11 protein-coding genes and 1 CRISPR repeat array are annotated in these 24,871 nt (G+C 50.3%); of the genes, 1 reads left to right on the top strand and 10 read right to left on the bottom strand.

The features are described 5' to 3' along the window. Positions 1-1,004: 1,004 nt before the first annotated feature. Genes EXU85_RS31275 through EXU85_RS31295 form a run of 5 tightly spaced genes read right to left on the bottom strand, consistent with a single transcriptional unit; the run spans position 1,005 to position 15,145 of the window. A complete protein-coding gene (locus EXU85_RS31275) occupies positions 1,005-1,460 on the bottom strand; it encodes a hypothetical protein (protein ID WP_142775843.1) in 456 nt (151 codons plus the stop codon). Next, positions 1,457-4,858: a fibronectin type III domain-containing protein gene (locus tag EXU85_RS31280; RefSeq protein WP_142775844.1), complete on the bottom strand. Its 3,402-nt coding sequence runs from the start codon at positions 4,856-4,858 to the stop codon at positions 1,457-1,459. Before EXU85_RS31280 ends, EXU85_RS31275 begins: the two co-directional genes overlap by 4 nt. A gap of 34 nt (positions 4,859-4,892) precedes the next feature. After that, positions 4,893-7,052 (bottom strand): fibronectin type III domain-containing protein, encoded by a 2,160-nt coding sequence (locus EXU85_RS31285; protein ID WP_142775845.1) that lies wholly within the window; start codon positions 7,050-7,052, stop codon positions 4,893-4,895. Positions 7,053-7,065: 13 nt separating this feature from the next. Beyond that, positions 7,066-13,467 (bottom strand): hypothetical protein, encoded by a 6,402-nt coding sequence (locus EXU85_RS31290; RefSeq protein ID WP_142775846.1) that lies wholly within the window; start codon positions 13,465-13,467, stop codon positions 7,066-7,068. Beyond that, positions 13,451-15,145 (bottom strand): hypothetical protein, encoded by a 1,695-nt coding sequence (locus EXU85_RS31295; RefSeq protein ID WP_142775847.1) that lies wholly within the window; start codon positions 15,143-15,145, stop codon positions 13,451-13,453. Before EXU85_RS31295 ends, EXU85_RS31290 begins: the two co-directional genes overlap by 17 nt. An 854-nt stretch (positions 15,146-15,999) precedes the next feature. On the opposite strand from EXU85_RS31295, the gene EXU85_RS31300 reads away from it, so the two are divergent. Beyond that, on the top strand, positions 16,000-16,263 hold the full coding sequence (locus EXU85_RS31300) for a hypothetical protein (RefSeq protein WP_142775848.1): 264 nt from the start codon (positions 16,000-16,002) through the stop codon (positions 16,261-16,263). Between the two features lie 118 nt (positions 16,264-16,381). After that, positions 16,382-18,330: a CRISPR direct-repeat array (repeat unit 37 nt; unit sequence GTTTCAATCCTTCTTCTCAATGGATTAGCCTTCGAAT). Positions 18,331-18,562: 232 nt separating this feature from the next. Here the strand turns inward: EXU85_RS31300 and EXU85_RS31305 are convergent. From EXU85_RS31305 to EXU85_RS31325, 5 genes are all read right to left on the bottom strand, one after another. Next, a complete protein-coding gene (locus EXU85_RS31305; RefSeq protein ID WP_142775849.1) occupies positions 18,563-19,321 on the bottom strand; it encodes a hypothetical protein in 759 nt (252 codons plus the stop codon). Positions 19,322-19,356: 35 nt separating this feature from the next. Further along, positions 19,357-20,055 (bottom strand): hypothetical protein, encoded by a 699-nt coding sequence (locus EXU85_RS31310; RefSeq protein ID WP_142775850.1) that lies wholly within the window; start codon positions 20,053-20,055, stop codon positions 19,357-19,359. Positions 20,056-20,121: 66 nt separating this feature from the next. Beyond that, the gene (locus EXU85_RS31315) at positions 20,122-20,748 is read right to left on the bottom strand and encodes a response regulator transcription factor (protein WP_142775851.1); all 627 of its coding nucleotides are present in this window, start codon (positions 20,746-20,748) and stop codon (positions 20,122-20,124) included. Positions 20,749-20,851: 103 nt separating this feature from the next. Beyond that, positions 20,852-22,798, bottom strand: a complete 1,947-nt coding sequence (locus EXU85_RS31320) for a tetratricopeptide repeat-containing sensor histidine kinase (RefSeq protein WP_142775852.1) — start codon at positions 22,796-22,798, stop codon at positions 20,852-20,854. A gap of 29 nt (positions 22,799-22,827) precedes the next feature. Further along, positions 22,828-24,768 (bottom strand): tetratricopeptide repeat protein, encoded by a 1,941-nt coding sequence (locus tag EXU85_RS31325; protein WP_142776900.1) that lies wholly within the window; start codon positions 24,766-24,768, stop codon positions 22,828-22,830. Positions 24,769-24,871: the final 103 nt, after the last annotated feature.

Genomic DNA, 24,871 nt, shown 5'->3' on the forward strand with positions numbered 1-24,871 from the left:
GCATTGATATCGCTTTGCTACTAGCCCATCAGTTTCCAAACCCAACGGAATAAGAGCCAAAGCGCCACACTCAATACTGCCAATAGCAGTGCCCATGGACTTAGATCAGGTACATCTCGTTTCATGGTACAGAAACGAGAATTTTTTAGATACTTACAAAAAATATGAGCTAATGGACTGGCTGACAGGCAATTAATATACCAAAAATAGATTAATTATATCTATAGTGATTATTCACACAAAAAGGACAATTGAAGTGAAATAATTAGCATTCATAGTAACTAAGTAAATGGATACTATAAAATGAACAAGGGTTGTATCGCAGATTTGAAATGCATTGATTGTTCATTTAAATAAGTCGAATTACTTAACTAAATACACCTTCATGGATTAGCCTTTCGAACTAACTAATTTCTGTTAATAGGCATTAAAAAATGAGTTTCCAGATGTTCTCTATGGCTACCCAAAACAGGTATCCCGAAACGGCAAACACAAATGTCCAAGGACCGGGAATGTGCAATGATTTACGCGACGTTTTCATGCCCCAAAGCAACAAACAGGACATAAAGACGATCTTAATCGGCAATTAAATCTCAATGAAAATTCATCCAGGTCGCCCAGTAAAAAAAGACGCTAACAGCAATAAGCGAGACAATTGCCATCAGACTGATAAGAATTTTCAGATCGTCAAAGCTGCGTTTCATATTAGAGAAGTTAGGAGTGAAAAATCTGAGATGAAGCTAAGACTAAGACATTGATAATGAGGCAAAAAATAGATTAAAAAAGAAAGATTATTTATTGATCGGCTAACTATCCAGCCCTTTTAAGAGAATCTTACCCAATAATCAATTCTGAATTGTTAAGATTTATTTTAATCATACTGCGAATTCAGGACTAGGCTGCATTTGTTTTGCCCGTTAGGAACTTACCAGACCATTTCAATCCCGCATTCACGTTAATCATAATATGCAACATTTGCCGTTGCGCCATCAGCGTCCCATTTTTCACTCCGGAATCAACGCATACTGATCAATTGTGTTTCCCGTTTTCCGGCTTTCGGCGGTGCGTTCGAGTTGTAGGGATGCACCGTCGGGTTCCGACAAAATGTAATACTCAACGCGCCCGCCGGTATTCGTGGGTTTTGGATTCAGATTATCTAAAATCAACCGTTTGTTATCCGTCGAGACAGTCCAGGTACCCACCGTCAATCGCCCATCAACATCCTTCAAGCGCACGGTATCCGGCTTACTTAAGTCAAGCCGAAAATTCGTGTAGCCCGGCTTGATGTTGTTAGCAGCGCCCAGCGTAAACACCAGCAAATCAGCTTCTTTCACGGTGTTGGCTTTCCAGACTTTATTGATCAGCGACGTAATGGGGGTAACGACTTTAGGCTGACAGCCTGCCAGATTAACCAGCAGGAGTCCAGTCAGCAGGCGGAATAGAAGGGGTTGCTTGTTCATGGCAGCAGAATACGTTTGGCAAGTTTGCGCCCATCGGCAACAATCGTAATAATATAAAGCCCGGTCGGTAGTGAATCCAGATTATAATCCCATCTGTCGGCCGGTCGCACTTTCCGGTTATCCGTCAGTACGATACTTCCATTGGCCGTCTGTATATGAAGGGTAGTTTGGGCTGTTGTAAACCAGTTCGTAATCACATGCAGCGAACGCTGACTTACAAAAAGGGTGGTGTGGGTTTCCAACTCATCTTCAACCGCAATGATCACCTCCTCTACGCGTGCCGTAGCCACGTTCGAGTAGGCCGATGAGCCAGCAGCATTGACGGCTTTGATCCGGTAATAGTAGGTCGTGAATTCCTGCAAACCCATATCTATATACGTCGTCTGCGAAGCAGGCTGTTGCTTGATTTCGGCAAAAGGGCCATTGGGGTTTGTCGCTCGTTCAATAACGACCGTAACGGCTGTTGCACCCAACGCAGCCCAGGTCAGTTTGATCTGGTCATAATCGAATACCTGAGCGACCAAATTCGTTGGCGTAGCGGGTGGTGCCAGGGGCGTAGTGGCACAGGCAGGATCGGTATATCCCGAATTGCCAGCCGCGTTTTTTGCCCGAATCCGATAGCAATAGGCCGTGTTGTCGGTCAGGTTCCTGTCTTCATAGGTGGTGGCATTGGCGGGGGCATCGGCAATTTTGGTAAAGGTGCCCGTTGCGCTGGTACTTCGCTCAATCTCAAAGCCACTTTCATTAGTCGATAGGTCAGCCCAGGTCAGGTTGATCTGACTCGTCGATACAGCCGTAGCCGTCAGGCGGGCGGGGGCTGCGGGAGGAACATCGGGGGTAGTCGCACAGGCCACAGGCGAGTAAGCGGACGACCCTATTGAATTTTTGGCCAGTACCCGATAACAATAAGGTGTAGCCGATTTCAGTCCTTTATCATCGAAGGTGGTCACGTTGGCCCCAACCTCACCAATCTTCGTGAAGGTGCCGGTCTGGCTATCGCTCCGTTCGATCTCAAAGCCCGTTTCATTCGCCGATCCATCGACCCAAACCAGCGTAATTTGGGTGGCCAAGGTTGGGGTAGCCACCAGATTGGTCGGCGCTGCCGGTGGAACATCGGGGGTAGTTGCATCGACGGTATTTGAATAGCCCGACGGCCCGGCGGCATTGACAGCCTGAATTCGATAATAGTATTTCGTGTTGGGCGAAAGGCCCGTATGCTGGAACGTTGTCGCATTAGCTGGCGCATCACCTACTTTCGTCCACGTTACCCCGTCAGGGCTTTGCTCGATGGCAAAGCTGGCTTCGTTCGATGATAAATCGGCCCAGGCCAGATTGATCTGCGTTGCCCATATAACCGTAGCCGTCAGGCGGGCGGGGGCAGCGGGGGGTACGTCGGGGGTTATGGCATCGGCCACATTGCTGTTTACGCCTGTTCCGCTGCCGTTGATGGCTCGGATACGGTAATAGTATCGAACGTTAGGCGTCAGGCCGGTGTCGGTGTAGCTGGTCGTATTCCCCGCTACGCTCTGAATCTGACTCCAGTTGTCATTCCCATTCGGGCTGCGCTCAATTACAATGTTATCGGCATTGGCTACAGCCGTCCAGGTCAGCGCAATCTGTGTCGTTGACGTTGCTTTCGCGGCCAGATTCTGCGGGGCAGCCGGTGGCCCAACGGGCGTAGTGGTATCGACCACGTTGCTCACATCCGACGGACCAGCCCCATTCACCGCCCGAACCCGGTAGTAGTAATGGGTTTGCGCCTGCACGGTTGGATCGGTATAAGTTGTACTGTTGGCCCCGGCATCCCCAACGTTAGTCCAGCTAGTTCCATCAGGCGCCCGTTCAATCTGGAATCCGGTTTCGTTGCCCGATAGATCGGCCCATTGTAAGCTGACCTGATTATACGTCGTTGCTGTAATTGTCAGGCGGGCGGGGGCTGCCGGGGGCGTGTCGGGCGTAAGGGCATCGGCCACGTTGCTGTATGGCCCTGTGTTCCCACCAATTACAGCCCGGAGCCGATAGTAATAGCGGGTATTGGGTGTTAAACTTCCATCACTATAACTGGTCGCATTGCCAGCGGGGTCAGCCACTTTCGTCCAGCTATCGTTCCCATTAGGACTTCGTTCAAGCTGGTAACTGGCCGCTCCTGCTACGCCCGTCCAGGTTAGATTAATTTGCGTCGTTGAAGTTGCCGTAGCAGCTAAATTTGTTGGAGCGCCTACGGGAGGTGCCTGGGTAGTCGCGCATTGACTATCTGAGTATCCGCTGGCACCAGCGCTATTCACGGCACGAATCCGGTAACAATATTGGGTGCTTGCCGACAGATTCTGGTCACTGAAGGTCGTCGTGTTTGCACCCACATCCGCAATTTTAGAAAAGGAAGCGGTTGCGCTGCTGGCCCGCTCAATCTGAAAGTTCGATTCATTATCCGACAAATCGGCCCATTGCAGATTGATCTGGCTGCTCGATACGGCACTTGCCGTCAGGCGGGCAGGTGCACTGGGTGTACTTTGCTGCGTAGTTGCACAGGCGATGCTGGAGTAATCGTGCCCATCTTCGGCTATCCGGTAGCAGTATTCCGTATTCGAGTTTAAGCCGTTATCGGTGTACTCACCGCCATCGGCCAGTGTCGAAGCGATCCGGCTCCAGCTACCCGTCTGTCCTACCCGTCGCTCAATGCCGATACCCGATTCTTTACCATACCGATCCCAGGTTAGTTTGATAGCACTACTACTGAGGGCCTGAGCCGCAACGTTTTTTACGTTCGTAGCCGTTAGCGGTGGTGTAGCGCACGACACGGCCGAATAGTCGGATGAGCCTCCGCTAGCACGTGCCCGCACCCGATAGCAATATTGGTTACCACCGGTTACGCTATTATCCGTAAAGGTCGGCGTCCGGCTATAGGCAATGGTTTGCAGGAGCGTAAACGCGCCCCCGGCGTTCGATCCTCGCTCAACCTGATAATCGGTGGCCGTCCCTCCAGCGCCATTATTCCAGGTTAGTTTGATGCTATTACTATTCTGCACGGCGGTAACCAATCCGGTTGGCGCACCCGGTGGTTCAGGAGGGGTCGTGATGGAAAATTCATTCGAATAGCCAGAGGCACCCGTTGCGAAAACGGCTCGTACCCGATAGGTCCCTCCCCCCGTCGTATTGTCGGTGTAGGTTGTCGCATTAGCTGCGACTTCGCCAATTTTAGTGAACGTGGCGAAGTTGTTCCGCTCGATCTCGAACTTGGTTTCGTTCGTTGAATTGTCTTTCCAGGTGAGCACAACCCGGTTATAGGCAGGTGCCGTTCCCGACAGATTCGTGGGTGCGTTTGACTGGGCAACTACCGGGTTTCGGTTTATGCCGAACCAAAATCCAGTAATCAACAAGAGAATTATAGCTTTTTGCATGATTCGTTGTCAGGTTTCGACAAAATGGAACGCTTCACTTCTGATAATCAACAGTTATCTCGCTACTCAGTATCGATTGCCGGTCGTCGGAAACCAGCCGAACCGCATAGGTGTAGCGCCCGCTCTGGCTTAACTTTTCGTCATTGAGTGAGCTGTCAAACGTGGATTTGTATAGACTCAATCCTTCGTTATTGACAGTCCGGTACACCACAAAATGGTATTTCCCCGCTGGTGGCCGCGCAGCCCAGTCTACCCGAATCGCTTTGCGCTGCGGGTCATAAACCGCCCGCAGGCCCGTAGGTGCGGGCAACGCCAATTGCTTGAGATTGACGTAGGTAATGGGCACAATAAACGACCGCGCCGACTGCCGTCCACCCGCATCACGAGCCAGTACGGAATACTCATACTGACTCTGATGCACCGCCGAACTATCCACGACCAGCACATCCATCTGGGGCGCGCCCGTTAGTTTCCGAACAAGCTGCCAGGGTCGATCCGGCTGCCGACGGTAGATGGCGTGTTCAACCACATCGCTGCTGAGGCTCGGTACAATATCCAGCCGAACGCCCTGATCGGTTACGCTGATGGCTTTGATAATGGGAGTAGCGGGCGGAATTTTATCGGGAATGGCTACCTCGATAGGCTCCGAAAAGTCGGAGTAGTTATTGGTCAGATCAATCGCCACCAGTTTGTAGTACGCCTGGCGTGTCAGGCTGCGCGTTGGTAGCGTGTCGGTATACATCGTATCGGTGAGGATCAGTGGCGTTCGCTGCTGATAAAATTTATCGTCGCGCTGATACGCCCGATACACTTTGTAGCCAATAACATCGGCTTCCGTTGGGCCAGGCCAGCGAAGCGTTGCCACCCCGTTGGTGTCTACGCTAATCCGTAACCCACGCGGTGGAGCAGGTGGCGTTTTATCCGCAATTGTTGCCGCAATCGGTAGGGAGTAGGCCAGATTTCCGGCCGTATCGACGGCAGCGACCACATAATATCGGCCATAGTAGGCAAGGGGTTTTTCATCGGTGAAGGTACGGGCCGTCAACGGCAGCACCGTTTGCGTTAGCGGCTGGTATGAACCGTTGATATCGGCAGCCCGTGCCACCACGAAGCCTTTCAGATCAGGCGAGGGTTTGGGCATTTCCCAGTTCAGCACAATGCGCCGGTTATCTACGATTTGTTTTGTCAATTGCGCCGGAGCAAGGGGCGGGGTCAGATCGCGACCGCTCCCCACGAGCGGCTTGGAAGCCGGACTGAGGTCAGCGAAACTGCTAACACCAATGATCCGGTAATAGAATTTCCGGTAGTTCACCTTGATGGAGTCGGTGTACTCGACCTGACCACCCGACAGTTGCTGGCGGTTGGTTGGCTTTAGGGTATCGGGGCGACTCTGCACATACGGCACAGCATTGAGCCGCTTGTAGGTTTTACCATCCTCGCTGCGTTCGATATAATAACCGGAGTAAGCGCCCCCATTGGCGTATTTGTACCACCGCAGTTTCAGTACGCCATCACCCGATTCAACGGTTGCTACTTTCGGAGCCGCCAGTGTATCGATGCGCCAGGGCGTAACCGATACCGTTACGGTGTCGGTCAGATCGTTGGGGCGGGGTTTGGGGCCGTTGTTGATCCACAGCCGATACACACAGCGAACGGCCTGTTTATCGAATGTTCGGTCTACGAAGCGTAAGGCCAGCGCATTGGCAGCGCCGGCCGAAAAATCCGCGGCCACAGCTGCCATGAGTAATTTTCCCTGTTGCTCCTGATAGGCCTTATAAAAACCAACAGCTTCGTCTTTGGCGGTTTCGGTATAGGTTTTCCCGTACAGCAACTGGGCAGCAACGGCCGCATAGCGGTCATCGCGACGAAGCCGTTTTTTCATTGAATCGAGCGGCCAGGGCTTCAGTGGCGTTACGGTAAGCAGCTTATGGACAGGTTTAGCCTGGCCGGGTATGTACTGAATGCGGTCCAGCATATAACCCCGCTGATTCGCGATTAGCCAATAAGCGCCCTGATCGACACCCCAGCGAAGCACGATCGAATCGCCATAACTGCGGGCTTTCAGGGCCAGCGTAGCCAGTTTAGGTTTAGGCTGCGCGGCCTTTTTCGGTTGCGCGCTGACAGAGGCCATTCCCAACCAGACTGAACTCACGATCAGGAGACTAGCGATAGAGTACCGACAAAATAGGTTCATGGGCGAGACGTGCTTACAAGTTTTTAGGAACCGAATTTTTCAGAACCGACTCCAGCGACTGAACTGACTTTACGGGCTGGATGGCCCCCTGTACAGGTTTCGTTTTGGGCGTATCAGCCGTGTTCACATCCCCGATATGGAACGCCTGGGTATAGGTGCCAGGCGTGAACAGACTTTCGCCCTGGATACGGTAGGTAAACTCCACATTGAACGGATCAACCGCCTTACGTACGGGCACCTGGTCATAATCCCACTGGGTTTTATCGAAAAAGGGCTTCAGGGCGTTCTGCTGAGCTATACTTCCGGGAAAACTGCATAAGTCAACCGCGCTCTTCAGCGACAGGAAGGGCGTCTGGGCCGTCACGTTCTGCCAATAGTCATAGCAATCAGGATAGGGAGCCGGTTTGGTACTATATTCCTTGGCATAAGCCTCTACCGTCGTATTGCCGGGGATCTTGCCCTTCTGTTTGAGATACTTCGCGTACTTCATGGCAGCCTCGGAATTGGCCACCCGCATCTGCCAGAATAAATTGACCATAGCGCCAAGGTCATTCTGCATGATCTGATCGCGGTAGTAGGTCAGGCCAAATTTTTCGGATGGACCACTATGGAGCACTGCCCTATCGTTCGGCCCCAGGTAAATCGGTGCCCCTTCATTCGTGGTGTATGTGTCCCGGAAAAATGACCAGAGCACATCCGTTTGCTGGATGGTGGCGGGTGTATAATGGCTAGTCGTGACGGGACTGCTGGGTGAGTTTACCACGCCACCGCCATCCGACGTCGACTGCTGCGTCCAGGTGTTGTAATTCGTGGTTGTTTCTGTTTTATCGTTGATCGACAGCGTCTGCATCACATCATACAGATTCTTCTGCATCGTCTGCTCGAAGGGTGTATCCACTTTAGGAGCCCGTTCGCTCAACATGGGCTCGATCTGCGCATTTGGATAGATCGAGCCGCCAACCAACTCAAACGAATCGAAGCCTTCATAGCCATCGGTAACCGTTGGGTTGAGCTGTAGCTGGTAAGCCACATTATACTCACTGGCTCGAAGTCGCAGACCTTTCAGTTTTTCGGCGATGGTGTTGTAGCGGCTGGTGATGAATACAAAGCCCAATAGCTTCTGCCCTTCTGTACTGATGGCCGCTACGTTTTGTAAGGCACTGGTGTTTACGCTCGTGCGCTGGTATTGCACGCCACCGTTTTTCGAGAGGCTGGCGTAGGACACCTGCGTGAGTGACCCACTGGCACCGCTGCCCGTTGTTTTGGTCCGTTTGCGCAGGGTCATAAAATAAGCCTGTGCATTTTTCAACGTACTGGGTATATCGAACGTAATCAGGCCGTTACCGGTATAGCTGATGGGCTGCTCGACCGATTTACCCATACCCTGAACGAAATCGAACTCCTGAAAAACCATAACGTACTGAAACGCTGGATTCTGGGTGTCTTTCAAAATATCCAATCCACCGTAATTGCCCCGGATGAACCCTTTTTTAAGCTGGTTTTTCAGGAAATACACCTGCTTATCAATGGGCCAGGTCATTTGCAGATCTTTGGCCGGAATTTCGTTTGGCTGCTGACCCAGGGTAAACGTTAGAGTACTATCCTGCTTGCGCGGCACCCGAGCCTGAAGCTTGTCGATGTAGGGGTCGAGAAGCTTGTAGTTAACCTGCTCTTTAACCACTACGGTTTGAGTGAACGCGCAGGTAGCCAGCGAAGGCAAATAATCCGTTGCTTGAATCGTGTATGATTTCTTGTCGGCCGACCAATTTTGAGCACTCAGTTTTGTTACCGGCACATTCTTTTTCTGGGCCGTCGAATACGTCAGTACGGGTGCCTGCGGCTGGAAGATATAAATCCGTGGCGTACCACCGGGCGAACTGTCGCCGTTGGGGATATGGATGACAAACGGCTTGTTCATGGGCATGTTGAAGGCAACGGCCAGTGTGGGGCGGCAGTCAACGTCTTTAGCGCCATTGCCCGGCTGCATGTCAGAAATCACTTTGATATCGCTCAGCGGATCGCCGGAATAGACCGGCTGACATTTATCGCCAAACTGAAAATGCGCGTCGGTATCCACGGAGATTAACCCATCCAGTACTTCGCCCGATACGGCCACGTCGCCTTCGGCCCAGCTCGGACTGGGGAAACCACCTGCCAGTTGGGCACCGGCCTGGAGCTTCATTAGCTCCACGGCTCCCTCAAAAAACCAGACATCGACAAACAGATCAATAGCGCCCATGAAGTAGGCATACACCTGCCCCGTGCCGTACCAGCCCATGATCCCTGCGGGTTTATTTCCCTCCTTACAGGTCTGGTCTTTAAACAGGGCCGCATCGAAACCAACAATTCCTTTGGCTTTCAACCGGAAGGGCATGCACTGCACGGTCAGATTTCCATCGAGTGCGCCCCCCAGCATAAGTGCGAAATCGCCCCCGGTGGGTACCTTCGACCCGCTAACCTCGTATTTTTTGTTTTGCTGCTCCATGTTCGCCACGGCCTGCTGGTTGCCCTGGGCTGGGTCACCCTTGTCGGGATGACTGGCGAAGAAATTCGATACATCAGTAGGTAGAGCGGGCAGAGTGTGCATATCGTTTCCGACAGCCGCATAACCCGTCAGCGTCAGGTTGACCTTCACGACACTTTCATTGATATTGAGCAGCGTGGCTTTTATCCGTTTGCCATCACTGCCATCAAAAGCCCCGTATGGATCGCCAAGTTTTACGTGCCAGGTACTGCTCGAGAAGTGCATACCAACCGGAATGCTGATCGATGAGCTTAAAAAGCTTCCGTTTACACTGGCCGTCACATCGAACGCATCACCTGCCGGAGCCACACCCTTCGACCAGGCAATGGTTACGTTCGAATTGACGACGCCGTCCTGTTTGGTCGGTAATCCAGTTGGGCTCAGCACAACACCCAGGCCAGTCATGCCCATGTAGGTCATGCCCCCGTTTTCGAACGTAGCCGACAGTTCGACCGACGAGTTGAACACATGAGTATCCACCAATCCGGCAAATACGCGCGCTTTGATACCCCAGCCGCCCTGCTTAGGCGTATACACCACTCCCGATGGCGTAGCGCCAATACTTTTCATATCGGCCACACCGGTTTTGGCCCCTTCGGCCGGCCCATTCGCGGGAAGTTTATCGATAGCCAGGTTATATAGAACGCCACCGCCCAAACCGGTCAGCATCAGTGGTCCTACCATGGGTATGCCGGGCGAAAAATGGGCATTGGCATCCAGGTAGAAATAATGGTAGGTGCTGGTTTTCCCGAACAGCACCACAACGTCGATCCCCGATCCGATCGACGGAATGTTCACGGACGCATTGCCTTTAAACCCACTGCCGAATTTGGTATCCTTGTTGAAGAAATTAACGGAACCATCTACCGAAACTGGCCCCAACTCGCCCTTGAGCGTGATTTTCCGGATAAATACGCCGTTAAACGATGGGGTGAAGCGCCCCCCGGCCCCCTTGCTAATGGTGCCCAGTACATCGAATGTACCTTTTCCATCCACCAGCGTTTTGTCTTCACCACCCAGTTTTATACCAATGGCGAGCTGAACCCCGGCCCCATCGGGTGTATTGACCATTTTAGGCGTATCGAAATAAATGGGAAAGCCAGCCGCCGAGCCATTGGGCGTGTCGGCCATGGGTTCGTAGTACTCCAGTTCCTCATCGGGGCTATAGGGGCCGTGTCCCTGGCCGCCTTTCGAAGGTCCGGATGGGGATGATTTGGCAATATCGTTCGTCAGACTCCAGTCGCCGGTATTGAGGTATATGCCCACTCCGCCAATTTCAGTACCCCCAAATTTGACATCGTTGGCTACGCTAAACTTCTCGAAATACAGTTTCGGCAATGTCGCATCTACGGCACTTTTCACCCCGCCTTTCAAAAAGGAGGTGTTAATTTCGGCATGGCCACTCAGGCTGACATTCAGTATCGTTTTCTGATTGGCTTTGTAGGTCACCGTAATTGCCGTGTTTTGATTCAGGGTCAGGTTGGCGGCAAACAGCGGCACATGGAAATCGCCGGGCATGGGGAGGGCCGTAAACTGCAACTCATCGAACACGCCCTGCATGGTGCAGGTATAGGCCAGCGGGTCGCTGCTGATGGGGCATTGAAGCTTACCCCCAAAGCCACCCCGAATGTATTTGCTAGCAACCAGCAGCACATCCATATCCTCGATCGAGAAGCCGAAACCACCTAAGGAGCCTTTGGTATAGTCTAAAATTGGTTTGTTTACCGGGGTAATAAAGCCTGTAAACCCGCTTCCATCAACGATGCCGTTACTAACGGCCACCCCTATACGCGGATCGTTTTTAAGCGAAGGCGGCAATTCGACATTGAGCTTTTTGAAAAAGACGCCGTGCCAGGTTGGCCCTTTCTCGCCAGGGTATTCGTTAGGTACAGAAAACCCATCGGGATTCGTTTTATCGGAGTGGTCATACGCGACATCGACGCCCGTAAATGTCACGCCAGTGGCACCCGGCACCTGAAACGCCGGTAATGAGACAGTAGCAACCCAGTCGGCCCATTTCTCAAAGTCGGCGGTGAGTGTCGCTTTTACATCGCCAGCTTTAGTGCCGCCCTTTCCGTCGTCCAGTTTCAGAAGTTTACTACCGAAGTTCAGCTCCATGACCGCATGCACTTTCTCGAAGTCGCCCTTCACAATGTTGGCGTAGGTTCCGGTCGGCGAACTGCTGCTGGGGTCACTTTGCTTGAACACAACTGTTTGCCCAACCAGCGGCAACTGGTAGTCTTTAATGAGATAGAGCGTGCCGGTATCGGGCAGTTTTTTCTGCGGACTGGTGCATACATTCACCGCGGCCAAAAACAGATTTTTGCCAGCCGCTTCGGGTAGCGCGACACCCAGCACCAGATCCATTTCGGCTCCAACCGGACTGAAGTTCATTTGGCTGATACCAATTGTACCGAGCTTACCTTCGTACTTGAGCGGTAAGGGTACGGTAGCAGTTTGCTTAGCGAAATCGGTGATCGAGGTCGTAATCTTATCGAGGTAGTTATCCGGCAAGCTGCCATCCAGGGTAATGTTAGGCAGGCTGGGTTGGCTGTTACTAGAGCTAACAACACCATCGAACACCTGATTCTGGCCGTTGACTTTAAGTCCGGTGAAGCTTACTTTAATCGGTACCCCGTTCCAGGAAACACGACCATCGCCGTCATAGCCTCCATTGGTGGACGTAGCGGTAGCAATCGTTAAGTCGAACTCCCCAAGTTTAACGGTTTTGTCCTTCAGAACCCCAGTCAGTGGATTCGCGTCACTCGGTAAATCGACCGCATGACAGACTATTTTTGCTTTCGCAGCTTTTAGTGGTTTCGGTGCGACAGCAATCGGTTTAGCCGAATCGGCCGGGATATTGGCAACTTGATTCCCTAAACCTGGGATCGGTAAAATTTTGGTAGGTGTCTGCACCAGTTCCAGACCTGGCTTTACCAACTCTTTCGGAACAATCCCATACGTAAAGGAGCAAACCGGACTTTTGCCGTCGTTCAGAAAATTGAGTTTCCCCGACCGATCGACGGCCTGCACGCGCCAGGCATAGCGCCTGCCCACCTGCAAAGGCGGCTGCGTAGGGCCGTATAAAAATGTACTGGTCCGCAAATTTCGAACCTCAACGCCCGATTTGGGCAACGCTACCGCATCGATAAATACGTTGGGATCAACATCCACCTGCGGCAATTCAACAACCCGAAGCGTGTAATCTACCTGTGCGGGCGATACACCAGCGGGGGGTGTCCAGGTAAACACGAGGGCCTGGGGCGTTGTCGCCGTTATGTCGGCATCACACAGGGGCGCAATCAGAATAGGAGGTTCAACCGCCCGAACGACAATAGGGGCCGAACAGCCCAGCGGAAATTCGGCCGACAGCGGTTGCCCAAAGGCCACAGCTGCTGTATTAGTCGTGGTTTCGTTGTAGGCCCGTACGCAGAGTTGATAGGTTCCATCGGGCAACGGAAACCCTCGGGATAGCAGATTCTTGTCGATACCCGTTACCTCGATCTGATTCAGGTCAAACAGCCCTTCAAGGTCGTTTCGGCTCAGTAAAGTCTGGCCCGGTGGAACGGTGAGCGGACGGGGTGGACGATAGTTGGGTGAGGTCCGAATTTCGATCCCGTTATCGCCCGTCAACTGGCCCGACAAACGAACCTGATAAGCCTGGCGACCCGTGTTGATGATAAAGACCCGCACCTGCTGCCCCGCTCCGGGATAATCCTGCAAATAAGCGCTGTAGGGCGGCATCACACTCACCTGAATTTGCAGTGGAAACGTTTGAGCAAATGTAGTGTTAACCGCAAAGACCGCTAAGATGATCGCAAAGGCCGCTAAGATTCTTTGCGAAACACGTTGCGCCCTTTGCGGTTCCCTTAATTTAAAATGAGATTCCATAGCCGAGATTACCTCTGAGTTCGTTGAAAGTCTGTCCCTGAATGCCCGTATTCGAATTCAAATAGTTGATGGCCAGGCTCAGGTTCTGCCGTTTGGCTAGCTGATAGCCTGCATTTGCCGAAATGGTCAGCACCTTACCCAGCAAGCCCGACTGCTGATTGATCAGGTAGCTGCCGCTGGCTGAGGTCGTTAATTTCTTGTCGAAAAAAGCCTGCGTAGCCCCTATCGTTGGTCCGTAGAACCGCACCGTCCGGTTGCTGTCGCCAACGGCAATGGGCAGTTGCGTTTGGGTGTACGACAGCATACCATTGAAGCCCCAGCCGGTGGTTGTTTGCTGATAGAAATAGCCCAGATTCAGGTTGACATTGTTATTTTCGGTCTGGCTGGCGGTATTGGCGTTCAGATCGCTGAGTTTTTGATAGGTCGTTGTTAGGGTGAACACCTGTAGCACATCCTCTTTCTGAAGTGTATAGCGTGTATTAACGGTGGCCGAGAGGCTGTTCTGTGCCAGCCGAACCGTGTCGATAATGGGGCGAATGCCTGCCTGCTGACTGATGCCGTAGTTGGACAGTTGCACATCGAGGCCGAATTTGGTTTCCGGATTATAGGAAACGACCAATGAGCCAATCGTCCGACCAGTACGGGCACTTTTGTTCTGGGCCAGGTTATCGTACTGAATCCCGTAGCTACCTGACAGTCGAAGTTTGCCTTCCAGCAGATTCAGGTTCGGCGCGATGGCGTAACTCTCAATATCACTCTGGAAGTAATAAGCCCCCATTGTCTGAAAATTGGGGTCGATCCGTTTGTACTGGAGTTTGATACCCGCCTGCTGGCCCCGGTACCCAATTGCGGCCTGGGTTGCCTGCGTCACCTGCGTCGACAGGCGGGGTGTCAGTAATTGTCCAAAGAAGCGCGTAATGGGGCTACTCCCCTCCCCCGACACGATACTGGCCCGTACATCGCGGGTGAACGCGCTCACGGCAGCGTCTAACTCCACCGTAATGTGTTTGACAATCAGCAGTCTGGTAGTGAGCCCGACAACCAGATTTTCGGCGGGCACTACTGTTTGGGTAACCGACTGGGGCACAGAAACAATCGAAGCTGAGTCGTCTTTCGCGCGCAGCATAATCAGATCGACGTAGTTGCCGGGTTTGCCGTAACCAACTTTCACGGCATAACCTGTACGCTGATAGGCCGGGATAATATCGGGCTCGGCCAGATTCGTCGAGATGGCCTTATTGAACCGGCCATACACCGCACCCAGCCGCAGCTTGCCCGGATTCAGTTCAACGCCACCACCCAGAAACGTATGCCCCGCGAGCGTGAACGGGGAGAAGGACACATTCCGATAACCCGCATGAACGGTTGCCCACTTATAGGTTGGCGATACACCAAATTGATTAAAGGGCTGCCGAAAGCTATTGCCCTGATTGCCCAATACGGCCGAGAAAGGGAGTGAAATACCACCGGGTAAAGCCACGGTTACGGAGCCACTTAACCCAAACGGCGACGATTGGTTTCGGGCCGCTATGCCGCTGGCCGTGTAGAAACCCGCATAGGCATTCAATCCACCCGATACCTTTACCGGTACTGATTTAGGGGTTGGAGGGTCGGTCTGAGCCCAGGTTGGAGAACTCAGCCAAAACCCACAAAGAACAAGTAGTAAAGATGAGCGCATTCCCGGACACAGGTTTTAGATTACTGTCGAATACCTGTGTCAAAACTACTTACAGCTCCTGCGCGCATCAATCGGATAAATGTATGATAGGGAAACTACGTGGGCTATACAAATCATTCATAAATAACTAATTATCAACCCATTGAAACAGAAAATCTGTTTAACAGTTGATACTGGAATACGTAATTTTACCCAGTTGCATGCGGGTCCTGCCTGTATACCGTAACCAGTGTCGGAACGATAACCGATTTTTCAAGTAAAATCCCAGAGGGATTAAACGCACGGTATACTACGTTTTTGGTAGTTACTCAGCAAAGCCGTAGGCTTGATCGATCGTGAAGGGGCGTGGCTTCAGCCCACCCTGGCCTTACCAATCGGCTATTCCTAACGGGGCGAAAACTGCTTGATTATTTGTAAAAATCAATTTAACTCGGATGCAGCCCTGCTGTCGGCTCACTAGTTTCAATCCTTCTTCATCATGGATTAGCCTTCGAATACAACATGCCCCTCGTACAACCATCTTAGGGTTTGTATTTCAATTCATCCTCCTCTCGAACAGCACTTGTTTAGTTACTAAACAAATGTATCTTTATAGCCATTAATGGCACTCCCACCGGTAAGCTAGAACATGACACGGTTTCAAATTGAGCGTTTGCTTGCTAATTCAAGATTACAACGAGACAGAGCTCAGAAAATGTTACGGGAGCATTTTGATGATCTCGAAAGAAAGAATCAGAACACATACTGGATGAACATTTACCTGAGTAACAAAGCATGGTAGAATGGCTCAAAAAACAAAAGCCTGACGACGAATAAACAACCAGGGCCTAACCAGCCCCACAATCTATATCTACATGGTCCATGAAAAGATTGATTTCGATAAGGAGTTGGCGGATGCTGAGCGCGAAACGGCTGAATCACTGAAAATTCTAACCCAGCACGGTTTTGTGCTGGATACTACCCAGTGGCTCACAATCAAGCGATATGCCGAAAAATACAGTGTAAGTCAGCAGGTGGTCGTCAACTGGATTAACCGGGGCATTATTCCCGCCGACAGCACGATGGTGTTAGCAGAGTTAAACGACATTAGACTGGTGAAAGATCAACCTTATAAGTAATAGGGTGCCTCTTATTGTACTACGAAAGAAATGCCTCTGCCGATTGGTCGAGGCATTTTTACATTCCCTTTCAATCAGAAACTCAATTTGACCAACTTAAAAGACAACCCAAAAAGGCATTTCAATCCTTCTTCTCAATGAATTAGCCTTTGAATATTTTCCAACGCGTAGCCTATACAAGATCAACAATGAGTTTCAATCCTTCTTCTCAATGGATTAGCCTTCGAATACATAAGGAACCAATATTTATTAGTTCATCTATAGGTTTCAATCCTTCTTCTCAATGGATTAGCCTTCGAATTAAATACTTATATGATATGGGCTTATTTGGATCATTGTTTCAATCCTTCTTCTCAATGGATTAGCCTTCGAATAGACCGATTTTGTTAAGTCCGGCATTCAGCTTTTCAAGTTTCAATCCTTCTTCTCAATGGATTAGCCTTCGAATGCTGAATGCAAGACAGCCTTAAACGCTGGTATTGATTGTTTCAATCCTTCTTCTCAATGGATTAGCCTTCGAATTGTATTGAAACTGTTCATTATGTGCCAGTTGATTTAAGTTTCAATCCTTCTTCTCAATGGATTAGCCTTCGAATACAGGATGAACTTACCACCGCCCGGTGAATCATCGGGTTTCAATCCTTCTTCTCAATGGATTAGCCTTCGAATGTTAACCGGGCGAAAGCGTTTTTTTCGGAGTCGCAAAGTTTCAATCCTTCTTCTCAATGGATTAGCCTTCGAATGAAATCGTATTTCTTTTTTAAGTAGTCCATAATCAGGTTTCAATCCTTCTTCTCAATGGATTAGCCTTCGAATACGATATTCCGACCGCGCAGGGTGTTGCAGACCTGCGTTTCAATCCTTCTTCTCAATGGATTAGCCTTCGAATAAGATCGCCAAATATTTCGCCTAGATTCTGGGTAAAAGTTTCAATCCTTCTTCTCAATGGATTAGCCTTCGAATATCCGGTTCATCAGCGATTTGGCCGGCATCTCAAGCGAGTTTCAATCCTTCTTCTCAATGGATTAGCCTTCGAATAGTCAAAAAGGATAGTATCGGGCGTTTCCATACCAGTTTCAATCCTTCTTCTCAATGGATTAGCCTTCGAATTGCACTTGGTGCGGCCCGTCGAATCGCAGAAGTCAGGGTTTCAATCCTTCTTCTCAATGGATTAGCCTTCGAATACTACCCCACGCATGGGAAACTTTTCAAAGGAGACGTTTCAATCCTTCTTCTCAATGGATTAGCCTTCGAATGGGGGAGCGATGGACGCATCAAGTGGATAACCCTGCGTTTCAATCCTTCTTCTCAATGGATTAGCCTTCGAATATGCCGACCGCAATCCAATCGGTATAGATATTGGTAAGTTTCAATCCTTCTTCTCAATGGATTAGCCTTCGAATCTACTGGGCAGGAGTTAGCCTTGTCAGAGACTGGACTGTTTCAATCCTTCTTCTCAATGGATTAGCCTTCGAATTGACCCTGTACAGGTTTCTGGAATTGACTTAGCCAGGTTTCAATCCTTCTTCTCAATGGATTAGCCTTCGAATATGAGTAGCGAATCCAAGTACTGGCGGGCATCTGGATAGTTTCAATCCTTCTTCTCAATGGATTAGCCTTCGAATCTGCCGGCATGGGTCGGCAGGATTCTTTCACCACGCGTTTCAATCCTTCTTCTCAATGGATTAGCCTTCGAATGCTTGCTACTGGTAGGCGGTTTAGCTTGGGTAATCAAGTTTCAATCCTTCTTCTCAATGGATTAGCCTTCGAATTCTGCCCCACCGGCAGCAACTGAGTGGCCAGTGACAAGTTTCAATCCTTCTTCTCAATGGATTAGCCTTCGAATATATCTTGAGGAACCTTATATGCGTTTACATGAGTATTGTTTCAATCCTTCTTCTCAATGGATTAGCCTTCGAATCTGACCAATTTTTACAAATCCCTGAGTAAGTTTAGAGTTTCAATCCTTCTTCTCAATGGATTAGCCTTCGAATCGCCCCCCCCTTCGGGTGTAGCCCAGGATGACGAGAGTTTCAATCCTTCTTCTCAATGGATTAGCCTTCGAATCCGTCAATGCCCGCAACTGACTCATAAACAGAGCTATATCCCCTCAACAAGGGCGCTCTTTTTTCGTATTCCAGTAGGTCAAAGTACATAGAAAATGGGCATTCCTCCTGATTTTCCGTAACCATAATCTATTGACAATTAGCCTGGTAAGCTTGAGTTTCGACTTGCACAAAATATGTTTCCACCCGGACTACACTGGCTTGTCGGATAGATGCAAGTTACTCAACTACAACTAAAAACCTACCTGCATACTCTGCACCGACGGATTAAGTACCTGCATCGCGGCCGACGATGAGAGGAATTCGCCATCGCCCAATAGCTGGTTGTAGGCCTTCTCCTGGGCGGGCGTTTTGGTAACCGGCGCGCCGAGTCCAATCGATAGAAACGCCTTCTTGTTCGACTGTGCCAGTTTGCCACCCTCCCAATTGGACACCATACCGCCATAGTCCCATTCGAAACCCCATACTTTGAAGGGCTTGCCGTTCCGCGCTTCCAGTTCTTTCAGCGTCGTGCCAATGCGCAATCCATCGGCCGTTGTCCAGCGAGTGGGCGCAACGTTTGGGAGCGGAAGTCCCTCGTCGTCAAGGAGTTTAGGGCGAATAAGAACCGTTTGAGGGTGGGTACGTTTCTCATTGTCAGTAAAAATAATCTGTACTTCGTCGGCAGTGCCTTTGTAGAGTGTAGTCCCGGTAAACTCTTCGCCTTCAGCACCGTATAGCGTATCGCCCGCTGTAACGATGGATGGCCCAAGAAGATGGAGTAAATCCGCTTCGGACGTGGTTGGCCGGATGGGACCAACCTGTTTGCCCGGTATAATCAGAAAATCACCGGCAACGGCCTGATTGGCAGTACTTGATTGAGGAGCAATGGCTACTGCCTGCGAGTCGGCCCGTGGTTGTTTGATGGCCTGATCGGTTGTGGATGGTTTCGGCCGACAGGCTGCCATAAGCTCAACCAGGAGCAGAACGAATAGTACGGATGAACGATGCATGAGCTAGTATACAGTGTGGATAGAACTTGTCAATGTCAGTTCGCAGAAGAAGGGTCGCCGGTAATAGCGGGTTGAATATCAATCCAGGCTTCTGCCCTGTCGCGAAGTGGAGTCTGAACAGACGTCGTAAACTTGGTTGTTGTTACGTCATTTTCAAGATATACTTCGTGCGGACCAATCATGAGGCCATCTTTTTTACTATAAATCCACGATAGGTCGAAGGTAAGTATGGCCTGGTCGTTGAGTCCGGCAGGCATAGCCACCCCCGATACCACAGTTGAAATTTCATCGGAGGGTAAGCAGGCTGTCACTTTACACGTACGGATCTGGTATCCCTTGCTGACCGGGAAAGCGGGGGTGTTCCGGCGGGTAAAATACGCTTTTACTGTGTAGGTTATCAGCCCTCCTTGTCCGGCAGGGGCCGACTTTTTAGCCTTGTAGAATGGCAATAAAGTAATAGGTGGCTGCCCTTTTACGGGTTTCACCGTTCCCAGCAACGAGCCATCGTTGCCATAAAACTCCAGTTTGTCGAACGAAAATTCGCAGGCGTAGGGCCGATCTTTCCCGTCCGTTAGTTTGCAGGGCAGATTAAGCGGAGGAAGCTTCTGCTTAGGATTAAACTTGATGGTCAGACTGCTGGGCTTGGTCAGCGTATACGAAAGCGGTTTTTGGGCCTGTAAAGACAATGACAGCGTAAGGGCCATCAGGAGTAGAATTACCTGTGTTTTTTTCATGATTGAATTAGGTAAAGGGTGGACAATCAACTGTATGTGGATAACTCGTCTTACTTATCAACACGCCTACTTAAACAGCCCTGTTTTCAGTGCTTTTGCTACCGCTTCTGATTTGGAGTTGACGTGCAGTTTTTCGTAAATATTGACAATGTGGGTTCGGACCGTGCCCATGCTGATTCCGCAATGGTGCGCAATGAGTTTGTAGCTATCGCCTTCTACAAGTCGTTGCAATACCTCTTTTTCTTTATCGGTGAGCAGAAAATCAGCGACTTTAGGTTGCCGGAAGGCGTCCAGCACTTTCAGGGCAATAGAGGGCGTCATGGCCGCTCCCCCACTCATCACCTCATGAATGGATTCAATAATTTTATCGGCAGGCGTTTTCTTTAACAGGTAACCTACCGCTCCCGCAGAGATGGCCGCAAAGATGCGCTCAACATCTTCAAAAACGGTCAGCATCAGAATTTTAGGACGTGTCGTTTGCGCCCGAATGAGCTTAACGGCTTCGATACCCGTGCGTCCGGGCATATCGATGTCCATCAGGATAACGTCTGGCTGGTTATAGAGCACCTCTTCAACGGCCGTAAGCGCATTGGGGTATTTGCCCGTTACGATCAGATCGTCGGTTGCATCGAAAACCAACGCCAGGGTTTCGCGCAGGGAATCATTATCGTCGAAAATAGAGACGCGAATCATGGAGTTCTTGTTTTCCAGGCCTAAAGTGTAGCCCTTAAACCGCTTTTATCAGACAAAAATACGGTATCGACTAATGCTCGTAAATCGGATAAATGTATGACTCTTACGGATTGATGACCAGTTGCAAACGAGTTCCCTGCCCCGGTGCTGATTGAACGTCTAACGAACCACCCATCGCTTCGGCCCGCTGCTTCATACTGCTTTGGCCCGTGCGTTCGCTCAGTTGGGCGGGATCGAAACCCCGACCATTATCCTGAATCATTACCTGAAGCTGGTCATTTTTCCGCTCGAACCGGACGGTAGCCTGTGTAGCGCCTGAGTATTTAATTAGGTTGTTAATGGCTTCTTTACCAATCAAATACAAACTCCGTCGAACTTCCATGGAAATTGGCGCGTCTCCCAAAGCGGGATCAATCTGAAAGGAGCATTCGACACCTTTCGATTCCATCAACGGTTGTGCATACTCCTGCAGGCGCAGGGCAATCCGGTGTAAGGAGTCGTTGCCGGGGTTGATGGTCCAGATAATTTCATCGATGGATTCGAGAATCTGGCGGGCATCGGTGTAGATTTTCTGTACCAGCCTCTGAGCCGTTTCGGATGTATCCATGCCGGGCCGATTCTGCCTCAGCAGCGTATCGGTATGGCCACTCAATATCGAGATGCTACTCAACGTACTGCCCACCTCATCGTGAAGGTCATGGGCAATCTGCTTACGCAGCTTCTGGGCTTCTTCGAGCCGCTGGAAGCGGGATCGGTTGAGTAACCAGGCACTCACGCTGGCACCCAACAGCAGTAGCAGTACACTGCCCGCAATGAATACATTGGTTCGAAATTGGATGCGCTCACGCTCTTGCTGGTTGAGTTTGGCTTGCTGCTGAAGGAGTTTGATTTGGGCTTCTTTCTTTTCTGTTTCGTATTTGGCCACCATTCGCTGCACTTCGGCTGAGGTACGAACGGTGGTCGTGGAGTCCATACGCTGATTTCGCTCGAGCTGGAAAACGTAGGCTTGCTGGAAGTCTTTCATACCACCGTACACATCGGCCAGACCCTGCGTATAGATAGCAATTTTAGTATTGTCCTTCAATTCATTAGCCAGGGCCAGGGCCTTTTTCATATTCTGCTCTGCCAGCTTATAGTCTTTTAGTTCTTCATACACCTGCCCCAGATTGAAATAATCGGTAGCCATTGCCCCTTTACTTTCCTGCTTCTTGTTGAGAACCAACGCTTGCTCTATGGAGCGTTTTGCTTCCTCAAGTCGTTTGCTCTTTCGTAAAACCAAGCCTGTATTGACTAAAATATCTGCCTGTAACAGCTCTGACTCAGACTCTTTTGCGTGTTTACCGGCTATTCGGTAGTAGGCTAATGCTTTATCGTATTGGTCTAGGTCGTCATAGCATCTGCCTATATTCTGTTCGGAAATGGCCATGCCGTAAGGGTATTTTAAGTTCCGATTCAGCACGAGTGCCTGCTGAAAATACCCGATGGCTTCGCGGGGGCGTTTGGTCTCTTTCAGAGCATGACCAATTCCCATGTACGTATTTTCATTGCGGGGCTGTATGTTATATTGCTCCTGCATACGAAGCGAACGCAGAGAAATGTCGAGGGCCTTTTCCTGCTGATTTAGGTTACGATACGCCGTTCCGAGGTTCGTCATGGCGTTGGCCAGTATACGCGGAGAGAGCTTATTAGCCTCCGCAATCGCCAGTGCTTTCTGCAAATACTCCAGCGTTTGTTGTCCTCTGCCCAACAGGTAGTAATTGGAACCTAAAAAGGTATTTGCCTGATAGATACCCCGACCGAAATTTAACTTACTCGCTACTTTTTCGGCTACGCGCAATAGCGAATCGGCCCGGTCGTAATTGGCCTTTGTCTTGGTCGTCAGATTCCCCAGCCGAAGCAATGCATTCACATAATTCGTATCAGTTGGCGGGTGGGTTTGCACATAGGTTTCCAGTGAATCGAGCGATTTGGGTATTTGGGCGATTACCAGGTTGCTACTCAGTAGGGTCAGGCAGAGTGCAGTCAGTCGTAAACAGGCAAGGAATTTCATCGATTTCAGCGGCAGAGTTAGGTCGTATTTTATCCGGCTATAGCGGTTGTCAACACCAGGCGGGTACCTTGCTCGGGAGCTGACTGTACATCCAGTGATCCGCCCATGGCTTCGGCCCGTTGCTTCATGCTGGTTTGGCCGGTGCGTTCACGGGGCTTTGTCACATCAAAGCCTCGCCCATTGTCCTCAATCAGCACCTCCAGTTGATCGGCTCGCCGGGCAAACCGAACCGTAGCCTGTGTTGCCTCCGAATACTTAATCAAATTATTAATAGCCTCTTTACCAATCAGATACAAACTCCGCCGAACTTCCATTGAGACAGGAATATCGGCCAGGGCAGGATCGGTTTGAAATGAGAAGCTGATAGCTTTCGACTCCATCAGCGGTTGCGCATACTCCTGAAGTCGCATAGCGATCCGTTGCAGGGAATCATTGCCGGGATTGATGGTCCAGATAATCTCATCCATAGCGTCCAGAATCTGTCGGGCATCGGTGTTAATTTTTTGGATAGCCCGCTCAACAGCCTCGGGTCGTTTTTGAGCAATGAGGCTGTTAACCATACCACTGAGCAGGGAGATACTACTGAGCGTGCTGCCTACTTCATCGTGCAGATCGTGCGCAATCTGCTTACGCAGCTTCTGGGCTTCCTCCAGCCGCCGAAGTCGGGATCGGTTGAGTAACCAGGCACTTACAGCCGCCCCGAGCAGGAGCAACAGAATAGCGCCAATGAGTAGCGCATTTGTTTGTAAACGTTTATTGATCAGCTCTTTGTCACGAAGTTGAGCCTGCTGGCGGAGCAATTTTATTTCCTGTTCTTTCTTTTCGGTTTTGTACTGAGCCACCAGGCGCTGCACTTCGGCGCTGGTTCGAACCACGGTGTTCGAGTCAATTTGCTTGTTCTTTTCAAGCTGATAAACGTAGGCCTGTTGAAAGTTTTTCATGCCGCCGTATAGGTCGGCCAGCCCTTGTGTGTAGTTGGCAATCTGCTCTTTATCACCCCGCTCCGTCGCCAATTCAAGGGCTTTTTTCATATTCGCTTCGGCAGGTTTGTAGTCTTTCAGTTCTTCGTAAATCTGCCCCAGATTGAAATAAGCCGTGGCCATGGTTCCCTTATTCTGTTGCTTCCGGCCAATAGCCAGCGATCGTTCTACATAGGGAATACCCTCTTTAAATCGGTTTGACAATTTCAGGGCTAAGCCAATATTGACCAGAATATCGGCCTGTAGCAACTCATACTCTACATCTTCGGCATGTTTTAGCGCCATTCTGTACGAAGCCAGCGACTTATCATACTGCTTGAGGCCATCATAACAGATACCCACGTTATTTTCTATAATGGCCATGCCGCGAATATTTTTCTCGACCTGCATCAAGGCTAACGCCTGTTGATAATAAACAAGAGCGTCTTTGGGTTTATTCAGTTCCCGATAGGCAGTGCCCAGACCACCATAGGTAGTTGCAATGCGCGGTTGTACATTATACTGTTCCTGAAGGCGCAGCGAGCGCAGTTGCATAGCCACAACCTTATCGTACTGCTGTAATTTGCTCAACGCGGCAGCTACGTTCGAGATGGCGCCACAAATAAAGCGCGGACTCAGTTTGTAGCTTTCGGCCGTTGTCAATGCTTTCTGGAAGTACTCGAGTGCCTGTTGCGGCCTGTCTGTCAGGTAATAGATGGATGCCAGATTGGTATAGGCTCTACTCAGTCCTAAACCATAGTTCAGTTTAATCGCGAGCTTTTCGGATACGCGCAATACGGAATCGGCCCGGTTATAGTCGGGGTTCCCTTTCTCATGTAGTTCTCGGCCCATTACGTTCAGGGCTATTACGTAGTTGGTATCCTGAACGGTATGCGTTTTCAGATAAACCATTACCGAATCGAGTGATTTGGGCACCTGCGCCAACGCAGTAGAAAACGTGGCAATTAGTAACTTAATGAACAATAAATTAACTAAATAGCTCTGTTTCATATCTTTCATAGAGTCGACACCCTAAATATGAATGAATAATCAGTTAATTGAAAATTGCTTTAGGGATCGGTCATTTAGAGGGTCTAGCACGGCCTTTAAATCA

Source organism: Spirosoma sp. KCTC 42546, assembly GCF_006965485.1.
Taxonomy (GTDB): Bacteria; Bacteroidota; Bacteroidia; order Cytophagales; family Spirosomataceae; genus Spirosoma.